General features: G+C 62.7%; 17 protein-coding genes and 1 pseudogene. 3 read left to right on the top strand and 15 right to left on the bottom strand.

Annotation, left to right across the window (positions count from 1 at the left end; genetic code table 11):
• Window positions 1–49: 49 nt before the first annotated feature.
• Both DV733_RS08710 and DV733_RS08705 read right to left on the bottom strand, forming a co-directional pair.
• Window positions 50–643 carry a 30S ribosomal protein S7 gene (locus tag DV733_RS08710; RefSeq protein ID WP_049995062.1) on the bottom strand — a complete coding sequence of 198 codons (594 nt, stop codon included), beginning with the start codon at window positions 641–643 and terminating at the stop codon, window positions 50–52.
• A 3-nt stretch (window positions 644–646) separates the two neighbouring features.
• Window positions 647–1,075 (bottom strand): 30S ribosomal protein S12, encoded by a 429-nt coding sequence (locus DV733_RS08705; protein WP_049995063.1) that lies wholly within the window; start codon window positions 1,073–1,075, stop codon window positions 647–649.
• Between the two features lie 124 nt (window positions 1,076–1,199).
• Here DV733_RS08705 and DV733_RS08700 point away from each other — a divergent pair, with 124 nt between their 5' ends.
• Window positions 1,200–1,730, top strand: a complete 531-nt coding sequence (locus tag DV733_RS08700; protein ID WP_049995064.1) for a hypothetical protein — start codon at window positions 1,200–1,202, stop codon at window positions 1,728–1,730.
• On the opposite strand, the gene DV733_RS08695 is transcribed toward DV733_RS08700, so the two are convergent.
• The 8 genes from DV733_RS08695 to DV733_RS08660 all read right to left on the bottom strand — a co-directional run bounded on the left by DV733_RS08695 (window position 1,731) and on the right by DV733_RS08660 (window position 13,182).
• Window positions 1,731–2,156, bottom strand: coding sequence for a NusA-like transcription termination signal-binding factor (locus DV733_RS08695; protein ID WP_049995065.1), 426 nt, complete (start codon window positions 2,154–2,156; stop codon window positions 1,731–1,733).
• A 2-nt stretch (window positions 2,157–2,158) separates the two neighbouring features.
• Window positions 2,159–3,379 carry a DNA-directed RNA polymerase subunit A'' gene (rpoA2, locus tag DV733_RS08690; RefSeq protein ID WP_049995066.1) on the bottom strand — a complete coding sequence of 407 codons (1,221 nt, stop codon included), beginning with the start codon at window positions 3,377–3,379 and terminating at the stop codon, window positions 2,159–2,161.
• The gene (locus DV733_RS08685) at window positions 3,379–6,297 is read right to left on the bottom strand and encodes a DNA-directed RNA polymerase subunit A' (protein ID WP_049995067.1); all 2,919 of its coding nucleotides are present in this window, start codon (window positions 6,295–6,297) and stop codon (window positions 3,379–3,381) included. The genes rpoA2 and DV733_RS08685 overlap by 1 nt, the downstream gene beginning before the upstream one ends.
• A complete protein-coding gene (rpoB, locus tag DV733_RS08680; RefSeq protein ID WP_049995068.1) occupies window positions 6,297–8,123 on the bottom strand; it encodes a DNA-directed RNA polymerase subunit B in 1,827 nt (608 codons plus the stop codon). The genes DV733_RS08685 and rpoB overlap by 1 nt, the downstream gene beginning before the upstream one ends.
• 1 nt (window position 8,124) lies before the next feature.
• Entirely contained in the window at window positions 8,125–9,693 is a 1,569-nt protein-coding gene (locus DV733_RS08675) for a DNA-directed RNA polymerase subunit B'' (RefSeq protein WP_049995069.1), read from the bottom strand.
• Window positions 9,694–9,695: 2 nt separating this feature from the next.
• Window positions 9,696–9,923, bottom strand: coding sequence for a DNA-directed RNA polymerase subunit H (locus tag DV733_RS08670; protein WP_049995070.1), 228 nt, complete (start codon window positions 9,921–9,923; stop codon window positions 9,696–9,698).
• 180 nt (window positions 9,924–10,103) lie between these two features.
• Window positions 10,104–10,529 carry an HIT family protein gene (locus DV733_RS08665; protein ID WP_049995071.1) on the bottom strand — a complete coding sequence of 142 codons (426 nt, stop codon included), beginning with the start codon at window positions 10,527–10,529 and terminating at the stop codon, window positions 10,104–10,106.
• 448 nt (window positions 10,530–10,977) lie between these two features.
• The gene (locus tag DV733_RS08660) at window positions 10,978–13,182 is read right to left on the bottom strand and encodes an amino acid permease (RefSeq protein ID WP_049995072.1); all 2,205 of its coding nucleotides are present in this window, start codon (window positions 13,180–13,182) and stop codon (window positions 10,978–10,980) included.
• Window positions 13,183–13,565: 383 nt separating this feature from the next.
• Here DV733_RS08660 and DV733_RS08655 point away from each other — a divergent pair, with 383 nt between their 5' ends.
• On the top strand, window positions 13,566–14,039 hold the full coding sequence (locus tag DV733_RS08655; protein ID WP_049995074.1) for an Lrp/AsnC family transcriptional regulator: 474 nt from the start codon (window positions 13,566–13,568) through the stop codon (window positions 14,037–14,039).
• A 27-nt stretch (window positions 14,040–14,066) separates the two neighbouring features.
• Here the strand turns inward: DV733_RS08655 and queC are convergent, their stop codons facing one another.
• The 4 genes from queC to DV733_RS08635 form a co-directional block, all read right to left on the bottom strand.
• A complete protein-coding gene (queC, locus tag DV733_RS08650) occupies window positions 14,067–14,792 on the bottom strand; it encodes a 7-cyano-7-deazaguanine synthase QueC (protein ID WP_049995075.1) in 726 nt (241 codons plus the stop codon).
• Window positions 14,793–14,803: 11 nt separating this feature from the next.
• Window positions 14,804–15,583: a 7-carboxy-7-deazaguanine synthase QueE gene (locus DV733_RS08645; RefSeq protein ID WP_049995076.1), complete on the bottom strand. Its 780-nt coding sequence runs from the start codon at window positions 15,581–15,583 to the stop codon at window positions 14,804–14,806.
• Window positions 15,584–16,033, bottom strand: coding sequence for a 6-pyruvoyl trahydropterin synthase family protein (locus DV733_RS08640; RefSeq protein ID WP_049995077.1), 450 nt, complete (start codon window positions 16,031–16,033; stop codon window positions 15,584–15,586). It abuts the gene before it with no gap.
• Between the two features lie 73 nt (window positions 16,034–16,106).
• Window positions 16,107–16,775: a radical SAM/SPASM domain-containing protein gene (locus DV733_RS08635; protein ID WP_049995078.1), complete on the bottom strand. Its 669-nt coding sequence runs from the start codon at window positions 16,773–16,775 to the stop codon at window positions 16,107–16,109.
• A gap of 29 nt (window positions 16,776–16,804) precedes the next feature.
• Between DV733_RS08635 and DV733_RS08630 the strand changes: the two are divergent.
• A pseudogene (locus DV733_RS08630) lies at window positions 16,805–17,161 on the top strand (zinc ribbon domain-containing protein); the annotation flags it as partial.
• Window positions 17,162–17,551: 390 nt separating this feature from the next.
• Here DV733_RS08630 and DV733_RS08625 read toward each other — a convergent pair.
• Window positions 17,552–18,013, bottom strand: a complete 462-nt coding sequence (locus DV733_RS08625; protein ID WP_049995081.1) for a hypothetical protein — start codon at window positions 18,011–18,013, stop codon at window positions 17,552–17,554.
• Between the last annotated feature and the right edge of the window lie 90 nt (window positions 18,014–18,103).

The following is an 18,103-nucleotide window of genomic DNA, read 5'->3' as shown; positions in this document are numbered from 1 at the left end:
CCAATGGGGGTGGGGAATACTTTTCGGTCTGCCTAAAATATAGGAGAGATTACCGCGCGGCAGCCGCGACGCGTTCTTTCTCTTCTTTCTGGGAGACAGGGTAGGTCTGGACGTCGTTGTTGGCGGCTCCGACGAGCTGCTGGGCGAGCGCGTCGGCGGCGTCGGTCGTCGTCTTGAACGAGGCGCTGTAGACGCCCTCGGCGATGAACTTCAGGGCTTGGTCGACACGGCGCTGGGGCGCGACGTCAACGGCCTTCGGGACGGAGATGCCACCGTACTTCAGGCGGACGGTCTCCTCACGCGGGGCGCTGTTCTCGACGGCGCGCACGAGGACCTGGACCGGGTTCTCCTCGGTGCGCTCGTGGACGATCTCGAAGGCGTCACGGACGATCTGGGTCGTCTGCTGTTTCTTACCCGTGTTCTCGTCGGTCTGCATCAGGCGGTTGATGAGCCGCTCGACGATGGAGATCTCGCTCTTCTTGAACTGCTTTGCGGCGTGACGCCCCATCGTGTGTGCGATCGGCGTCACCGTGATGTAGCGCTCGGTCGAGGGGTCACGGTACTCGATGTCGTCGACGCTCCAGACGCCGAACAGCTGTGCACCGGTCTCGGGCTCGCTGTCGTTGGATTCTGCTTCGGACATGGATTATCGCACCGGCTTCTCGGCGTTGCCGCGGACGAGTTCGATCATCGAGACGCCGTTGACCTTCTCGACTTTGTAGTTGACACCCGAGAGGTCACCCATGGCGCGACCCTTCGCGCCACCGATCCCGGCGATGGTGACCTCGTCGTGCTCGTCGATGAACGAGATCGCACCGTCGCCCGGACAGAACGCGGTGACCTGTTTGCCGTTCTTGATCAGCTGGACCCGGACGCATTTCCGGATCGCGGAGTTGGGCTGTTTCGCTTCGATACCGACCTTCTCGAGCACGATCCCTCGACCCTGGGGGGCGCCCTCGAGGGGGTCGGACTTCTTGCCCAGACCCCGCTCGCGGCGCGCGTAATCAGAGTCGGACCACCGGTGATTCTGGCGGTCCTTTTTGAGTTTGCGTGCGGCGTATTTGCCGTTCGCCATAGTACGCACGAATATCCTGCCGAGGCACTTAAGCGTCTTCTTTTGGATTCCGTCCGTGTGTCAGACTCACAGGGACCACGTCACTCGGGCAACGTATTTCAGTCGCCCGCCGGAATTACCCGCTATGCGTCGTGGGGTGGTACTCGCACTCGTGTTCGCCCTCCTCGTCGTCGGGTTGCTCGGCTACACTGTCCTGTGGTCCGTGTCGACCGGCAGCGAGTCGGAGGAGACCGGCGTCACCGTGGCGACGTTCGAGCCCCGTCTGAGCGTCAATACACTCACTCTGGAAGAAGCAGCGGACGGAACAAACGGAACGACCTCGTGCATCAGCACTGGTCCACCCCCGGAGCGATGGTCGCTCTCTGGACGGATCGGCCTTGAACGGAACGGTAGCGGCCCCACGAGCAGCCAGCAGTTCACCTGGCGGCTCGACGTCGACGACGGCGCAGTACAGTCGGACGGAACGGTCGATCTCGACCGCTACGAGTCCGAGCGGGTCACCCTGCTCGATATCGGGGACTACACCGGTGACCTCGAACCCGGTTCGACCGCGCCCGCCGAGTTGATAATCACACGGGACGGAGAGCTGATCTCCTCGACTAATCGGTCGATCGAGATCGTCGACAGCAGCGGCCCGCTCTGTCCCGAAGAATAGTCAGACCAACTCGACGTCGTCGATCTCGAAGTGCCGTTTCGCCAGCGTCCGGGCGGCGGCGATGTTCTTGCCGCCCTTCCCGATCGCGATCCCGGTGTCGTTCTGATCGACCTCGACGTAGGCCACGGTGGTATCGTTCTCGCTGATCGTGACGTTGTACACCGCTGCCGGTGCGAGCGCACTGGCGATGACGTCTTCGGCGGTCGGGCCGTCCTCGACGAACTTGATCTCCCGGTCGAGGCGATCCTGCAACTCCTGGACGGTCGTGCCGCCGGGACCGATCGCCTGTGCCATCTGCCCCGCTTTGACGAGCACGAGAAGACGGTCGTACTCTTCGTCGATCACGCAGTCGCGAACGGTCGCGCCGGTCTCGTCTTCGATGATCGGGATGAGCTGGCGCGCCTCGTCGCTGAGCGTGACCGTCATCCTCAGTCGGCCTGATTGGGGTTCATCCGCAGGTCGACGTCGCCAGTCCCGAGCTTGATCGGCTTGCCGACGATGACGTTCTCGGTGACACCGTTGAGGCTGTCTACCTCGCCGTGGATCGCCGCGTCGAGCAGGTGGCTGACGGTGACCTCGAACGCCGCCCGCGCGAGCACGCTGGCCTTGTTCCCCGAAATCCCGTGCCGGCCGATCGACTCGATCTCGCCACGGTTGGTCATGATGTCCGCGACCAGCATCAGGTGCCGAACGTTCACGTCGTCCAGCCCCTGTTCTTCGAGGGTGTTCATCGTCTCGTTGATGATGGCCTCACGGGCTGCCTCGACACCGAGCTGTCGATAGATCTCGTGGATGTTGTTACACGTCGTCCGCGACGCGTCGACACCCTCGATATCCAGCACGTCACCCAGGGCCGATCCCTCGGTGTAGAGGACGAACTCCTCGCCCTGGTCGGTCTCTTCCTTGCGGATGACGACCCGGGTGACCTCCTCGATCCCCTTGAAGACGATCTCTCGGAGATCCTCGACGAGCTGCAGCAGATCCCGGTAGGACGGCTCCTCGGGTCCGAACTCGACGACCATACCCGACCGACGGGTCTGGACGCCCAGGGAGGATTCGATCGTCTCTGCGATCTCTTCTGCGATATCGTCGACATCGTCGACAGTGGGCCAGCGCTCGGCCAGCGTGTCGGGGTTGAGGTCGATCTGGACGAGCATGTCCGCGACGTTCGTCGAGATGTCTCCCAGTGCCAGAATCTTGGTCGACTCGATCTTCCAGACGACCTCGTGGGCGCGCTCGCGCTCCTCGGCGAACTCGTCTTCGAGGTGGACCGTCATCATCGGAGTGTCAGGTGTCTTCCGAGCGTCGACGAGCTCGATAAGGCGTGGCAGGCCCTGCGTAACGTCGATTTCGGCGACACCGGCATAATGAAAAGTATTCATCGTCATCTGCGTTCCGGGTTCGCCGATCGACTGTGCCGAGACCGTCCCGACCGGGTCGAGCGGATCGACGCGGGTGTTGACGTAGCGAGCCTCCACCGCGGAGGCGACTTCTTCGACCTCTTCGGGCGAGAGGCCGCCACGCTCGTCGATGGTCTCGTACAGTTCGTTCTTGAGGCGACGCGGCAGGTCGGTGTCCTCGACGAGGAGTTCGGTGTCCTCGTCGACGTGTGCGAATCGGTCTGTGGGATCGTATTGTGTTTCGCTCATCAGTCGTCACCCTCCGCGAGCCACCAGTCGTCGGCGTGTTCGGAGAGGTTGGTCGGTCGCGCCTCGGTTCCGAGGAACTGTTCTTTTTCTGTCTCGCTCTCGAACTCCTCTGCGAGGATTCGATCGGTAATATCGTCGACGTCGACGGCCGCTTCGTCCTCGCCGGAACTGACCTCCACTGGCGAGGTGCCGTCCTCACCGAACTCGAACTGAACGATGTTGTCGCTGGTGTCCCGGACGGTACCGTCGTACTGGGTCTCCAGTTCAGAGAGCGCGTTGATCAGTCGGCGCTGGAGGTAGCCGGACTTGGAGGTCCGGACTGCCGTGTCGACCAGCCCCTCGCGACCACCCATCGCGTGGAAGAAGAACTCCTTGGGATTGAGCCCCTCACGGTAGGAGTGCTCGACGAAGCCGTGGGCGTCCGCCGAGAGGTCGTCTTCCTTGAAGTGGCTCAAGGTTCGGTTCTCGTAGCCGCGGTTGATCCGCTCGCCGCGGACTGCCTGCTGGCCGACACAGCCGGCCATCTGCGTGAGGTTCAGCATCGATCCACGCGCCCCGGACTCGGCCATGATCACGGCGGGGTTGTCGTCCGCGAACGAATCCTCGGCGATGTCACCAGCGGAGTCGCGGGCCTTGCCGAGCGTCTGCATAATCTTCATCTCCAGGGTCTCGTCGACCGTCCGGCCGGGCAGCGATTCGAGGTCACCCTGCTCGTAGGTCTCGATGAGTTCCTGGACGCGCTCGTAGGCGTTATCGATGGCTTCGTCGACCTGCTCCTGGGCTTCCGGCGGGATCGACTCGTCGTCGATCCCGATCGAGAACCCGAAGTGCATGATCGTCCGCACCGCGAGCGTCCCGATCTCGTTGATGAAGATTCGGGCACGCGTGCGGTCGTACTGTTTTGCGATCGTGTCGACGATCTCTCCACCGAAGGCACCGACTGCGTCCTCGTCGATGGTCCCCTTGACGTGCTGGCCGTCCTCGATGACGACCGTGTCGCCCGCGCTGGAGACGAACTCCAGGTCCAGGCCGTCCGGCAGGAGTTCCGAGAAGATCGACCGCCCGGTCCAGTAGGGCGTGCCGTCTTCCTCGCCGTCTTCCTCGGGCAGTTGGTCGACGCTCGTGGCCCGAAGCAGGTCCAGCGCCTGCGTCTCGTTGAAGCGCGGGTTGTCGTGCGTCAGCAGATAGGTCGCGGAGATGTGGTCCTGAATGGCGCCGATGATGTTCTCACCGAAGCGTGGCGAGAGCAGTTGTTCCTGCACGCGCATGAGGACGCGGGCTTCCGCCCGGGCCTCCTCGTTCTGGAGGGCGTGCATGTTCATCTCGTCGCCGTCGAAGTCGGCGTTGTACGGCGGACAGACCACAGTATTCAGCCGGAACGTCTTGTACGGCATCACGACCACTTCGTGGGCCATGATCGACATCCGGTGCAGCGACGGCTGGCGGTTGAAGATCACGATGTCCCCGTCGACGAGGTGTCGCGAGACCTCCCAGCCGGCTTCGACCTTCTCGGCCAGTTCCTCGCAGTTCTTCTCCGTGACTTTCAGTCGGCGGCCGTCCGGTCGCCGGACGTAGTTCGCGCCAGGGTGGGCCTCGGGCCCGTTCGAGACGTACCGTCGCGCTTCCGCGAGGTTGCGCTCGGTGACGTTCATCGTCTGGGTCATCTCGCTCGCGACCCGATCCGGCACCCCGACCTCGTTCAGCGACAGCGTCGGGTCCGGCGAGATCACAGTCCGGGCGGAGAAGTTCACACGCTTGCCCGAGAGGGAGCCACGGAAGCGCCCCTCTTTGCCCTTCAGGCGCTGGGAGAGCGTCTTCAGGGGCCTACCCGAGCGGTGACGGGCCGGCGGCGTCCCGGAGATCTCGTTGTCCATGAACGTGGTGACGTGGTACTGCAGCAGTTCCCAGAGGTCCTCGATGATCAGCTGTGGGGCACCGGCCTCGCGGTTCTCCATGAACCGCTGGTTGATCCGGATGATGTCCACCAGTTTGTGCGTGAGGTCGTCCTCACTGCGCTGGCCGTTGTCCAGCGTGATGGAGGGGCGCGCCGTCACTGGCGGAACCGGCAGCACAGTGAGAATCATCCACTCCGGCCGGGAGCGCTCGGCGTTGATCCCCAGAACTTCGATGTCCTCGTCCGGGATGTCCTCGAACCAGTCCCGGATGTCGCTGGGCATCAGCTTGTCCATGTCCTCCTCGGTGAGGTCGACGTCCAGGGCCTTCTCGATGGCCCGACGGTCCTCCTCGCGGGGTCGGAACTCGCCCGACAGGATGTCCTGAATCCGGCCGATGTCGATCCCCGTTTCGTCGGAGAGGTCGTGGGGCGAAACCGGCTCTTCGTCTTCCTCCTCGTCGGGCTCCATCGCGGCGGCGATCCGCTGGGGATACTCAGAAGAGAGGACTTCCTTGACCTCGTAGTAGGTGGTCGGCTTCTCGTGCTGGATGTCGTACTGGACTTCACCACAGAACGGACAGTAGTCCTTCTTGCGGGCCTGCCGGATGGCGGCCTTGGTGACGTCGTTCAGATCGTCACCGAGTTCGCGCGTTCGATCGAGTCGACTCAGGAACTCCTCGCGCTCGCGCTCGTCGAGACAGAGCCGCGAGCATTCGCGGCAGGTCCCGCGAAGCAATCGGCGGATGAGCTTCGAGAAGCCGACGTGAATCACGGGCGCGGCGAGTTCGATGTGGCCGAAGTGGCCGTTACACGACCCGCTGTGCTTGCCGCAGGTCTTGCACTCCAGCCCAGGGTCGATCACGCCGAGGCGCGGGTCCATCAGCCCCATGTCGATGGGGAACCCGTCGTCGTCGTAGGTGTCGGCCGTGATGACCTTGGTGGCGCTCATGTCGCGGTACTCCTCGGGGTCCATCAGTCCGAAACTGAGCGAGCCGATGGATTTCGGTGCGTGGCCTGTAGACATTATACTGCGTCCTCCAGTTCGATCCGCGGAGCGATGCCCAGCGCTTTCATCTCGTCGAGCAGGAGCTTGAACGCGTAGGACATCTCGATCTCGTGGACGTCGGTCTCCTCGCCACAGTTGGGGCAGTAGACCCGACGCTGGTCGACGTTCTCGACGGCGGCCATCCCACACTCGGCGCAGATGTGGATGAACTCCTGGTCGGACTCGTCGAGCAGGCGCTCTTTGAGTGTCATCGCAGCACCGTGGCCGATGAAGACGTCCCGTTCCATCTCACCGATTCGGAGCCCACCCTCACGGGCGCGACCCTCGGTGGGCTGTCGGGTCAGCACCTGGACCGGACCGCGCGAACGCGCGTGGATCTTGTTCGAGACCATGTGGTACAGTTTCTGGTAGAAGATGTCCCCGACGAAGATGTCCGCGTCGATCTTCTCGCCGGTGACACCCGAGTACATGGTCTCCTTGCCCGAGGAATCGAAGCCGTGCTCCTCCAGAGAGTTCCGGAGGTCTTCCTCGTCCTCGCCGGTGAAGGCCGTGCCGTCGACGCGTCGACCTTCGAGCGCGCCGACCTTCCCGCCGATCATCTCCAGAATGTGCCCGACGGTCATCCGAGAGGGCAGCGCGTGCGGATTGATGATGAGGTCCGGCACGACGCCCTGCTCGGTGAAGGGCATGTCTTCCTGGGGCGCGATGTGGCCCACGACACCCTTCTGGCCGTGTCGGGACGCGAACTTGTCCCCGAGCTCGGGGATCCGCTCGTCGCGTACCTTGACCTTCGAGAGCTTCGAGCCGTCCTCGCCCTCCATCAGCGTGACCGTGTCGACGACCCCGCTCTCGCCCGAGCGCATCGTCACGGAGGTTTCACGTCGCTTCTGGGGGGAGAGACCGCCCATGTCGTCCGGCTCCTCGAGGAACCGGGGCGGAGAGGTCTTCCCGAGCAGAACGGCGTTCTCGCCGACCCGCGTCTCGGGGTTGACGAGCCCGTCGTCGTCCAGGTGGGTGTAGGCGTCCTCGCCGCGAGCGCCCCGGACCTCGTCGTCGGGAATCTCGAAGCGGTCTTCCTGGCCGCCGGGGTAGCGCCGTTCCTCGCCCTCGTAAGTCCGGAAGAAGTGCGAGCGGGCGAGCGCGCGCTCGACGCTGCCCTTGTTGAGGACGAGCGCGTCCTCGATGTTGAACCCCTCGTAGGACATGACGGCGACGACGAAGTTCTGCGCGGCGGGTCGGTCGTCGTAGCCGATCTGTTCGGTGGTCTGGGTCTTGACCATCGACAGCTGGGGGTAGTGCAGCAGGTGCTGGCGCGTGTCCGGGCGGATCCGGTAGTTCGCGCTGGGCAGTCCCAGGGACTGCTTGATCATCCCCGACCCCATCGTAATGCGGGGTGAGGCGTTGTGCTCGGGGTAGGGAATCATCCCGGCACCGATCCCGAAGATCAACTGGGGATCGACTTCGAGGTGGGTGTGATCGTCGGTGACTTCCTCGCGGTCGACGGCGACGAGGATGTCCTCCTCTTCCTCGGCGTCGATGAACTCGATGTAGCCCCGCTCGACGAGGTCCTGGAAATCGATCTCGTCCTCTTCGAGGAGTTCGACTTCCCGCTCGGTCAACAGCGGGTCGCCGTCCTGGACGACGATCAGCGGGCGTCGCGCACGGCCGGCGTCGGCGTTGATGATGACCTCGCTCGTCCGGTCTTTGACCGAGACGTTGACCATCTCGCTCACCTCGCCGCGGCGGCGGGCCTGCCGGATCTGTTCTGCGAGCTGTTCGGGGTCGGGGTGCGTCCCGACCAGGCTTCCGTTGACGTAGACTTTGGCTTCGCGTCCCTGACTCATGTTAATCGTCTGCGGGCTGCTGTGTTTCGATGCTCTCGATGCCGGGGATGCCCTGGACTCCCATCTCGGCGAGCGACTGTTTCAGATTCTGTTCGTCCTCGATATTCTGTGAAAGCTCCATCGCCTGCGCGAAGTTCTTCACTAGCCCACAGTTCGGTCCCTCCGGCGTCTCGGAAGGACAGATGCGACCCCACTGGGTCGCGTGCAGGTCTCGCGCTTCGAAGTGGGGCTGTGAACGGCTGAGCGGACTGCGGAGGCGGCGCAAGTGAGAGAGAACCCCCATGAAGTCAGTCCGATCCACGAGCTGAGACACGCCGGAGCGGCCACCGACCCAGTTCCCGGTCGCCAGCGGGTGTTCGAGTCGCTCGGTCAGTACGTCCGAACGGACGACGGTGGAGACAGACAGTTGCCGGTTCCGCATGTTCGCGCGTTCGAGCTGGTACTTCACGTCCCGGGCGAGCTTGTTCAGCGCCGTCCGGAACAGGTCGCGCATCAGGTCGCCACTCACTTTGAGGCGCTTGTTGGCGTAGTGGTCCTTGTCGTCGGACTCGCGTCGGTTGAGTGCGAGTTCGAAACACGCCTCGGCCATCCGACAGAGATAGAATGCCTTGTTGATCCGGACTTCCTCCTCGTCGACGCCCTCCTCGTGGAGGTGGGGCAGGAGATACCGGTCGATGACGTAGTTGGCGCGTTTGAGCTGGTAGTTCTTGCCCTGACCGGAGGCGACGCGTTTCCCGAGCGTCTCGATGGCTTCCTCGGTCGTCTGGACCTCGGCGGCCTCCAGATTTTCGAGCATGAACTTCACGATCTCGGGATCGTCGCTGACGCGGTGGACGATCTCCTCGTCGCTCTCCAGGCCGAGCGCCCGGACGAGCGTCACGAAGTTGATCGAGCCCGACACCGAGGGGAAGGATACTTCCAGCAGACCGTCGCGGGTCCGCTCGGTCAGCACGAGTGCGCGGTAGCCACGGCGCTGGCTGAACGTTTTGGCGACCTGGACCTCGTCGCCGTACTTGGTGTCGTACTCGGCGAGGATCTTGTTGGGTGCGAGGTCCTCGCTGGTCATCAGCACGCGCTCGGAGCCGTTGACGATGAAGTAGCCACCGGGATCGGCGGGGTCCTCACCGATGTCGATCAACTCCTCGTCGGTGAACCCGGCGATGTTACACTTCTGGGAGCCGACCATGATCGGCATGCGACCGATCTTGGTCTCGGTCTGGTCGACGACCCGTTCTTCCTCTTCTTCGCCACCTTTGACGATGGCCAGTTCCATGAACACCGGCGCAGCGTAGGTGATGTTGCGCAGCCGGGCTTCCTGTGGGTAGAGCAGTTCTTCGGAGCCGTCGGCCTCCCGGACGCGGGGCGTGACGACCCGGACGTCGCCTAACTCGACCCAGACGGGCTCTTCGCCCTCTTTGTCACCGATGTCGGTTTCGATGGTCGCCTTCTCGTCGACGACCTCCTGCATCCCCCGTTCGAGGAAGGCGTTGAACGAACGGAAGTGGTGTTCGGCGAGTCGATCCTTCGAGAAGTACTCCCGTGAGATGGTGCGGCGGTTTTCTGTATCCATGCTTAGTCGATGACGAGTCGATAGACGACCGCTCGGTCTGTGGTTCGCGAGTCGCGTTCGATCTTGATCACCTCACCCACCTCGGCCTCGTCGGGGAGGCCCGGGTCGGTGCGTTTGATCTTCGGCAGATCGGTCTTTTTGATGTCGTACTCTGCGAGTACGTCCTCGAGCTCCGCGTCGTCGAGGACGCTGTGGTCCGGAACGAGTTCGTGGGTGCTTACGTCTGCCATGTGTGGTGTGGTCTGACCGGCTGAAGAAGGCTGTTCGAGATACTACAGCAGTCTATTGGGGGGACGCATTTAACGCTTGCCAAAAGCGCCGGCAACGGCTATCGGCGACCGCGCGAACAGTACCAGTGTGTACGGGGACCACTGTCAAAGGTGTTTGGGTCACCGTACCGACCGTCTACCCTACAGGCGGTCGCTGATGGCCGCTTCGACGTCGTCGAGTTCGTCGTCGCTCAGCTCGGGTCGCGAGCCGAACATTCCATGGATGGGACCGCCGCCGTCGCCCTCGGTTCGGGGGACGATGTGACAGTGGACGTGTGGGACCTCCTGGCCGGCGGCCTCGCCGTTGTTGAACGCGACCGTCGACGCCGGCGCACCGACGGCGTCCTCCGCGGCAGGGACGATCTCGTGGATCGCCGCATAGAGGTCGCTCGCGACGTCGCTCGGCACGTCGTCGAGTCGCTCGTAGTGCTCCTTTGGGATGACCAGCGTGTGCCCCTCAGCCAGTGGGTTGGCATCGAGAAACGCCAGCACCCCGTCGTCCTCGTAGACGATGCGTCCGGGAATCTCGCCGTCGACGATGGCACAGAAGATGCAGTCCTCGCTCATATCCGTGTTTCCGGCGGCCACCCAGATAACGGTAGGGGGAGCCGATCGTGACATCCTCCTCGCCGTATACGGCGAGGCTTCCCATACCGCCGAAGGCGGAAGCGGTGGGAACTTACGTTTGCACACCGACGAGTGCAGGGAGTGCCACGCCCCCGTTACTCCTATTCCGCGTGGGATTCGGAGGTACCTTGCTGTTTTGTGTCGGTATCCTCGCCTCTCCCGTAGGGGATACCCTGCGAGAGTCGGGTCGGAATCCCGAGATTGTCCGATTGTCCCGACATGGGGGCGGTCATGCCGCCTCGGTTGGATGTGCAAACGGCCGTAACAGCCAAAAGTGTACCGCTGTGACGCGATTCACGCCCGGCGTAAACCCCGGGATTCTCTCGCTGCTTAAAGACATCGACCGCCTCGTGCGGTCGTAGATAGTAAATCGTTACAGCGATCACTATCAGAACAGCCGCTGTTCGAGTTTGCGGCGGAGCCAGCCCGAGCTCGACTTCCCGTAGACCAGCAGCGTTCCGTGGTCTGCACTGGCCGGCGACCCACTGGGCAGATGGTCGAACAGCCGATCGAGAAGGCCGTGCTGGGTCCCGCTTGCGACCAGCAGGTCCGACCCGGCGACCGCCTGCTCGATGACCGCGTCGGTGTCGGTCTCGAGGACGCGCAACTCGACCGGTGCCGAACACAGCGACTGGAGGTCGTCGAGGTAGTCGTCGGTCGTGTTCCGCCGACTTTCGGGCGGGTTCTCTCCGATAGCGAGGTAGAACCGGACGGTCGCGTCGACCTGCTCGGCGACCGCCCCCGCGATCGCGACCTTCTCTGGGTCGAACGGCCCCTCGTCGGTGACGACCGCGATCCGCTCGATCCCCGCCTGATCGAAGTCCGTCGCCTCCACAACGGTGCAGGGAGCGTGCTCTTCGATCCAGTCGGTGTCGCTTCCGAGGATCGTCTCGGAGACCCGGCCCGGCGGCCGGTCGATGAGCAACACGTCCGCGTCGATGTCTTTTGCGTAGTTGACGATCGCGTGTCTGGTGTCGTGGCTGACGACCTCGCCGTAGCGCATCGGGATCTCCGAATCGGTCGTCCGGTCCGCCATCCTCGCTTCGAAAGCCTGATCGGCCTCGGTGAGCCTGTCGGCCGACTGGGGCAACGGCGTCTGATCCGGCACTTCGTCGAACTGGGCGACGCGAACCCCACCTTCGCGGTCGCGAGCCAGGCCCGTTGCCAGATCGATCAGCGACCGCTCGACGTCTCGGTCTGTGCGTTCGGTCACGGCCACGAGCACCTCGTAGCTCTGTTCGTCCACGGCCGACTCGGTGTCCTCGACGGCCCGACGGCCGACGCTCCGACGGACGGCGTCGGTCACCGCTCCCTCGCGGTCGACGCCGCCGCGCCTGACGACGAAGAAGTAATACCAGACGATCGATCCGGCAGTGATCACGACGGCCCCGACCAGCGGCACGAACCCGATGTAGCGCAGGAGAACGACCCCACCGATGATTCCGACGGCCTGTGGCAAGGGGTACAGCGGCGACTCGAAACTCGGATCGTAGGACTCGATCGACCCCTGGCGGAACGCGATCAGCGCGACGTTGATCAGGATGAACACGAGGATCTTGAACGCGCTGGCGAGCTTGGCGATGTCGTCGATCGGGACGAACGCGATCAACACCAGCAGCACCCCGCCGGTGATCGTGATGGCGTTGACCGGCGTCTCGAAGCGCTCGCTGACGTTCTCGAAGACGTCGGGAGCGAGTCCGTCGCGGCTCATCGCGAAGGGATACCGCGAGGAGGAGAGGATGCCGGCGTTGGCAGTGCTGACCAGCGCCAGCAGCGCGGCCGCCACGATCGCCAGCACGCCGATCCCCGGCAGGACGCTCTCGGCGGCGACTTCCATCGGCGTCTCGGTGGCCGTCAGATCGGCTTCCGAAGCGACGCCGACCATCACGGTCACGATAGCGACGTAGATCGCCGCGGTGATGACCAGCGATCCCAGAATCCCCAGCGGGAGATTTCGGTCGGGATTCTCGACCTCTTCGGCGACACTGGCAATCTTCGTCACGCCCGCGTAGGAGACGAAGACGAACCCAGTTGCACCGAGGATACCCTCGATACCACTGTCGAAAAAGCCCTCGAACCGGGTGGGCTCGACGCTCGGGGCGCCAGCGACGATGAACCACACCATCGCCAGCAACATCGCGGCGACGATGACGACCTGCATCTGGCCGGTCTGTTTGGCTCCGGCAACGTTCAACACGATCAACAACGCTGCGATCGTCAGTGCCACCGGCGTCACGGGCAGGTCGAACAGCAACACCAGATACGGCGCACCGCCGACCAGCGCCAGCGCCCCCTTGAACGTCAGCGAGAACCACGTCCCGACGCCGGCGATGGTCCCGAACAGCGGTCCCATCGCCCGCTCGATGTAGAGGTAGGTCCCGCCGGCCTCGGGCATCGCCGTGGCCATCTCGGATTTGCTCAAGGCGGCCGGAAGGACGAGAATTCCGGCGAGGAAATACGCGAACACGACTGCCGGCCCGGCCATCTTCATCGCTAATCCCGGGAGGATGAAGATACCGCTGCCGACCATCGCCCCGATACTGATAGCCGTCACTGACGGGAGTCCGAGGTCCCGTTCGAGTTGTTTCCCCATTAGTGGTGTTTCGTCGTCCGTCGAACGAGTGAGTCAGCGAGCGCTACTCCCGGGAGGGCCGACGCACGCCCGACTATCCGGGCGACGTCGCCCGTCTGCGCGCGGCGCGAACAGTCGCTCCACGTCATCCGCCCGGAACGACCCTCCGTGGTCGGGTTCGGATCGACGACGAGCGATGACTCTCTGACGGTCGCCATCTGCCCGTCTCTGTCGTCTCTCGAATCATGTCTCAGTAATGTACAGGTAGAGACGGAACCGCATAAATAACGCGATTATAATGCTGTTTCGACATTCTATATAAGTATATAGTGTTATATCGATAGTCACGATCGGTGGTTCGTGGCATCACACGAATTATGGCAGTGGGATCGGTAGCCCGGGGCATGACCTGGAATCTCGACGAGCTGGACCGGTACATCGTCTACTGTTTGCAGGAGGACGCCCGGAACGTCTCCTCGGGAACGATCGCAGAGCGGATGGGCGTCTCCGCGAGCACGGTCCGAAACCGGATCCACCGCCTCGAAGACGACGGGATCATCACGGAGTACAACGCCAGGGTCGACTTCGAGGCAGCAGGATCGCAGTTACACACGCTCATCGTCTGTACCGCGCCGATTCCCGAACGGAGCCGACTGGCGAAAGAAGCTCTGGCGGTCGACGGTGTGGTCGACGTCCGGGAAGTGATGACTGGCGAGGAGAACGTCCACGTCGGGATCGTCGGCACCGACAGCAACGACCTCAACCGGATCGGCGAGGAACTCGACGAACTCGGCCTGGAAGTCAACGACGAGGACCTCATCCGCGCGGAGTACACGACGCCGTATTCGGGGTTCGACGTCGCTCCCGAGGAGGAATGAAATACTGATCCGGAGGGCTCGTCCGCGTCAGGCGTCCAGGTAGTCCGGTCGCTGTTCGTACCCGATCGGGTCCTCGACGCCGACTCGCTGGAAGGCCTGCAGCCGGAACGCGCAGGCGTCGCAGGTCCCACAGGCCGGGGCCTCCGCGCGGTAGCAACTCCAGGTGTCCTCGTAGGGGACTCCGAGCTCGAGACCGCGCTCGGCGATGTCGGTCTTCGAATACTCGACGAACGGCGCTTCGATCTCGATGTCGGCGCCGGGGCTGGTTCCGCGGTCGACCACCGTTTGAAACGCGTCGAAGAACTCGGGGCGACAGTCCGGATATCCAGAGAAATCCTCGCTGTGGGCACCGATGAACACCGCCGTGCAGCCGTTGGCCTCGGCGTAGGAGGTCGCCATCGACAGCAGGTTGGCGTTCCTGAAGGGGACGTACGAAGATGGGACCTCCTCAGACTCTAGATCCGCGTCTTCGACGGCCTCGTCTTCGTCTGTCAGGCTCGACCCGCCGATGTCCGCGAGGTGGCTCGTTTCGACCACCAGTAGATCAGCAGCGTCGACGTGCTCGGCGAGCGCCTCGGCACACTCGCGCTCGCGGTCGGCGGTGCGCTGGCCGTAGGTCGTGTGCAAGAGGTAGAGGTCGTCGTAGCCGCGGTCTTTCGCGACGTAGGCGGCGGTCGCGCTGTCCATGCCGCCGGACGCGAGGACGACGGCGCGATTCGATTTGGGGTCGGGGATGGGTGAGTCGTCGGTCATCGTTTGGGTAGTTACGTTTCGGGGGCGTCGTTCCAGAGGTCGACGTGCAATCTGGGGGTGTAGCGGTAGCCGTATTTCATCGCCAGCTCCGCGACGCGCTCGCGTGTCTCGGCGAGTCGCTCGCGCGTGGCACCTTCGGGCATCAGCAGGACGTCGGGGTCGCGGACCTGCCAGGGGGCCGCAGCGCGGACGTCTTCGACCACCGCTTCGACCTCGGGCATGTCCGACTCGTCCGTGACGACGAATTTCAACTGGACGTCGTGGGCGTCAGCGAATTTTCCGAGGACGCCGATATCCAGGCGGCGCTGCTCGTGTCGCTCGGCCCACCCGTCGTCGACCGGCTCGCCGTCCGGTCGCTCGACGTCGGGAGTCGGCGTACTATTCTGGAGTTTCGGGCTCGCACTCACGAGGTCGATCTTCGCCTTCCGATAGATCGTCCCGTTGGTCTCGACGGTCGTGTGATAGTCGCGTTCGGCGAGCGCTTCGAGCAGTGCGACCGATTCCTCGTGCATGAGCGGTTCGCCACCGGTGAGGACGACGTAGTTGGTGTCGTACTGCTCGACTTCCGCGACGATCTCCTCGACGGCCATCCAGGCGTGGGAGGGGTCCCACGAGGTGTGATAGGAGTCACAGAACCAGCAGCGGAGGTTGCAGCCGCTGGTGCGGACGAATACTGATGGTGTGCCCGCCAGTTTGCCCTCGCCCTGGATCGAGTAGAACAGTTCGTTGATGGGCAGTGCTGCTCCGTCAGGAGCGCTGTCCGGTCGGTCGGTGTCGCTGGTGACGGGCATCTATGGACGGGCGCAGAGTTCGCCTGTCTCGGCTACGGAGACGTCGACGTCGCTGACGGTCTCGGGCAGCCGATCGAGCAACGCTCGTTCGAGGTTCCAGGCCATTACCTCGGCCGTCGGCGGTCGCTCGAAGACCACGACACTGTCGCCGTCGCCGCTCGATTCGAAGGCCTCGATCAGGGGATCACCCGCTTCGAGCAGGAACATGTGATCCCACTCGTCGATTATCGATGTAATATCGCCCTTGTCGACGACCCAGCCTTCCTGAGTTACTTCGCCGGTGACCTCGACACTGATCTCGTAGTTGTGGCCGTGCGGCCGCGAACACTTCCCGTCGTGGTGCTGGAGTCGGTGCCCGGTCGAGATTCGGATCGGCCGATCACCGCCGACAACGAGTGTCCGCTCGCCGATCTCGGTCCCGGTTGGGGAGTGTGATATTCCTCTAGGCATATCTGATTGCTATCTAGAGGTTATCTGACGGGAATATAAAAGTCGCGTAAGCGGAAGCGTCCACGAGAAAGGATCACTTCGGTGGCTCGTAGTCGTCCGCCACCGGGTCGTATTTTTCGTAGAATTCGCCGAGGGTGTACTGGCTTCGATGCATGGGGTCGGGTTCCCTGACCGACTGATAATAATCACAGGTCTCACACACCGCAGGGAAGTCCCCCTCGTTCTGTCTCGTTATCAACTCGTCGTATGCCGTGTTGTCTGTCGGACTGAGAACGTCCGCTAACGAGTCGTCGTCGAGGTGTCCCAGCGATAGTGTCGCATCGACATCCCGGCACGCACAGGCGTTGACTTCCCCATCAGGAAGGATGATATTCTTGTTGAAGATGAGTTGGCACGGGCCGTCTTTGTCAGTTTTTGCATCCGCAAGTTCCATATCCAGCCCCGAGAGGTCGTGTTCGGAGATCACACCACCCCAGTTGTTGTACTCCCCCTCGAAATTCGAGACGGTGACGCCCGAGTCGTGCAGCTGTCGTATCGGATCCAATAGACGGTTCAGTTCTCCCGACAAGTCGTCGATATTGTCTAACGGATTGGCGTTGTCGAACGTGCGAAACCCGATCTCGATCTTGTTTGGATCGTCCAGAAAATCCGCCAGAAACGCCAGATTAGAGGTCAATCGGTCGTAGTGGCGCGCTTGGCCACCAGTGATCTCGGTGAAACTGTCTTTGTCGTGGCCGTACACGCTTATGTACAGACTCCGCCTTCCGGTTGTCAAAAAAGTTGCACGGATGGGAGTTCGACAGATTTGCCCGTCTGCTCGAATACAAGGCCGAGGAATACGGTATTCTCGTTGACTGGGTGGACGAGGAGAACACGTCGAAGACATGTTCGTGTTGCGGGCAGATTCGAGAGAGCAACCGCGTGGAGCGTGGTCTATACGTCTGCGAGTCCTGTGAAACGACGATGAACGCAGACGTGAACGGTGCGGTGAATATCCGGCGAAAGATAACTCAGAGTCCTCCGACCGGGGATATGAGTAACGGCTGGTTGGCACAGCCCGGAATCTTCCTGTTCGACCGCGAGAGCGGACGGTTCACACCGAGAGAACAGGGAGACTGCAAACCCTAATATCCCAACGCTCGGGATTCCTCCGCGTTCACGCGGAGGAGGATGTCAACCGCTTCGGCCGATCTTTGTGTCGGTACGCACAGAACTTACAGCCGAGATTACAAACGCCGGACGGGGCGATCATGAGTTTCTCCGTGGGCTCGCCGATAAACTCGTCGTGTGTCCGTTCGATGATGTCGCTCCAGATCGGCCCGACAGCAGACTGCACAGTGTCGGGTAAAACGGCAGATACTTTCGATCCGGCGTGGCGTAGCAGAGTCATATGCTGTTCTGGTTGTGGTAGTTCGGGTGTTGGAGCTACTCACCCCTAAATAGGTAGGATACATCGTGGACTCCCGCTCTAGCCGCTGGCGAGCCAGAAAATGACAGGGGCGCGGATCGGGCAGGATTTCAGTCGGCCGAGGAGACCTGGAAACTGTCGTCACAGCCGTACGGAACGCAGGTCCCCTCCTCTTTGTATACTGTCAACTGGTGGGAAACCGAGGCGGTGTTACCCTCGCTGTCGGTGACCGTCAGGGTCGCTGTCCGCTCTTCGACGTCGTCGGCGGTGTAGTAGAAGGCGTGGTCGACGCTCTGGCCCGTCCGAGTATACGTGTAGTCGCCACTGTCGTCGTAGGAGTCGAACGTCCACTCGTAATCGACGATTTCGCCGTGTTCCGAAGAGGAGTTCCCGCCGTAGAAGTCCACTTCCTCGTTGTTGTCGGGCGTCTCGTCGCTGCCGTTCATGACGGCGACGACACCGTTGTCGCTGCTGGCTGTCGCCGTCGCGGCCGTTCCGATGCCGAGACCGGCCACCAGTGCGCCACCAATTGCTTTCAGAACGCTCCGTCTGTTGGGGGTGGATTCGCGCATTGCACTTTCTGTCTGAAACGCTCATACAATAAAAGTAATTCAAGTATATATTAATTAATAGATCAAGGTGTCGAATGCCACTACTCCAGT

This window comes from Halapricum salinum (assembly GCF_004799665.1).
Classification (GTDB): domain Archaea; phylum Halobacteriota; class Halobacteria; order Halobacteriales; family Haloarculaceae; genus Halapricum; species Halapricum salinum.
This window is presented reverse-complemented; position numbering and strand designations above follow the sequence as displayed.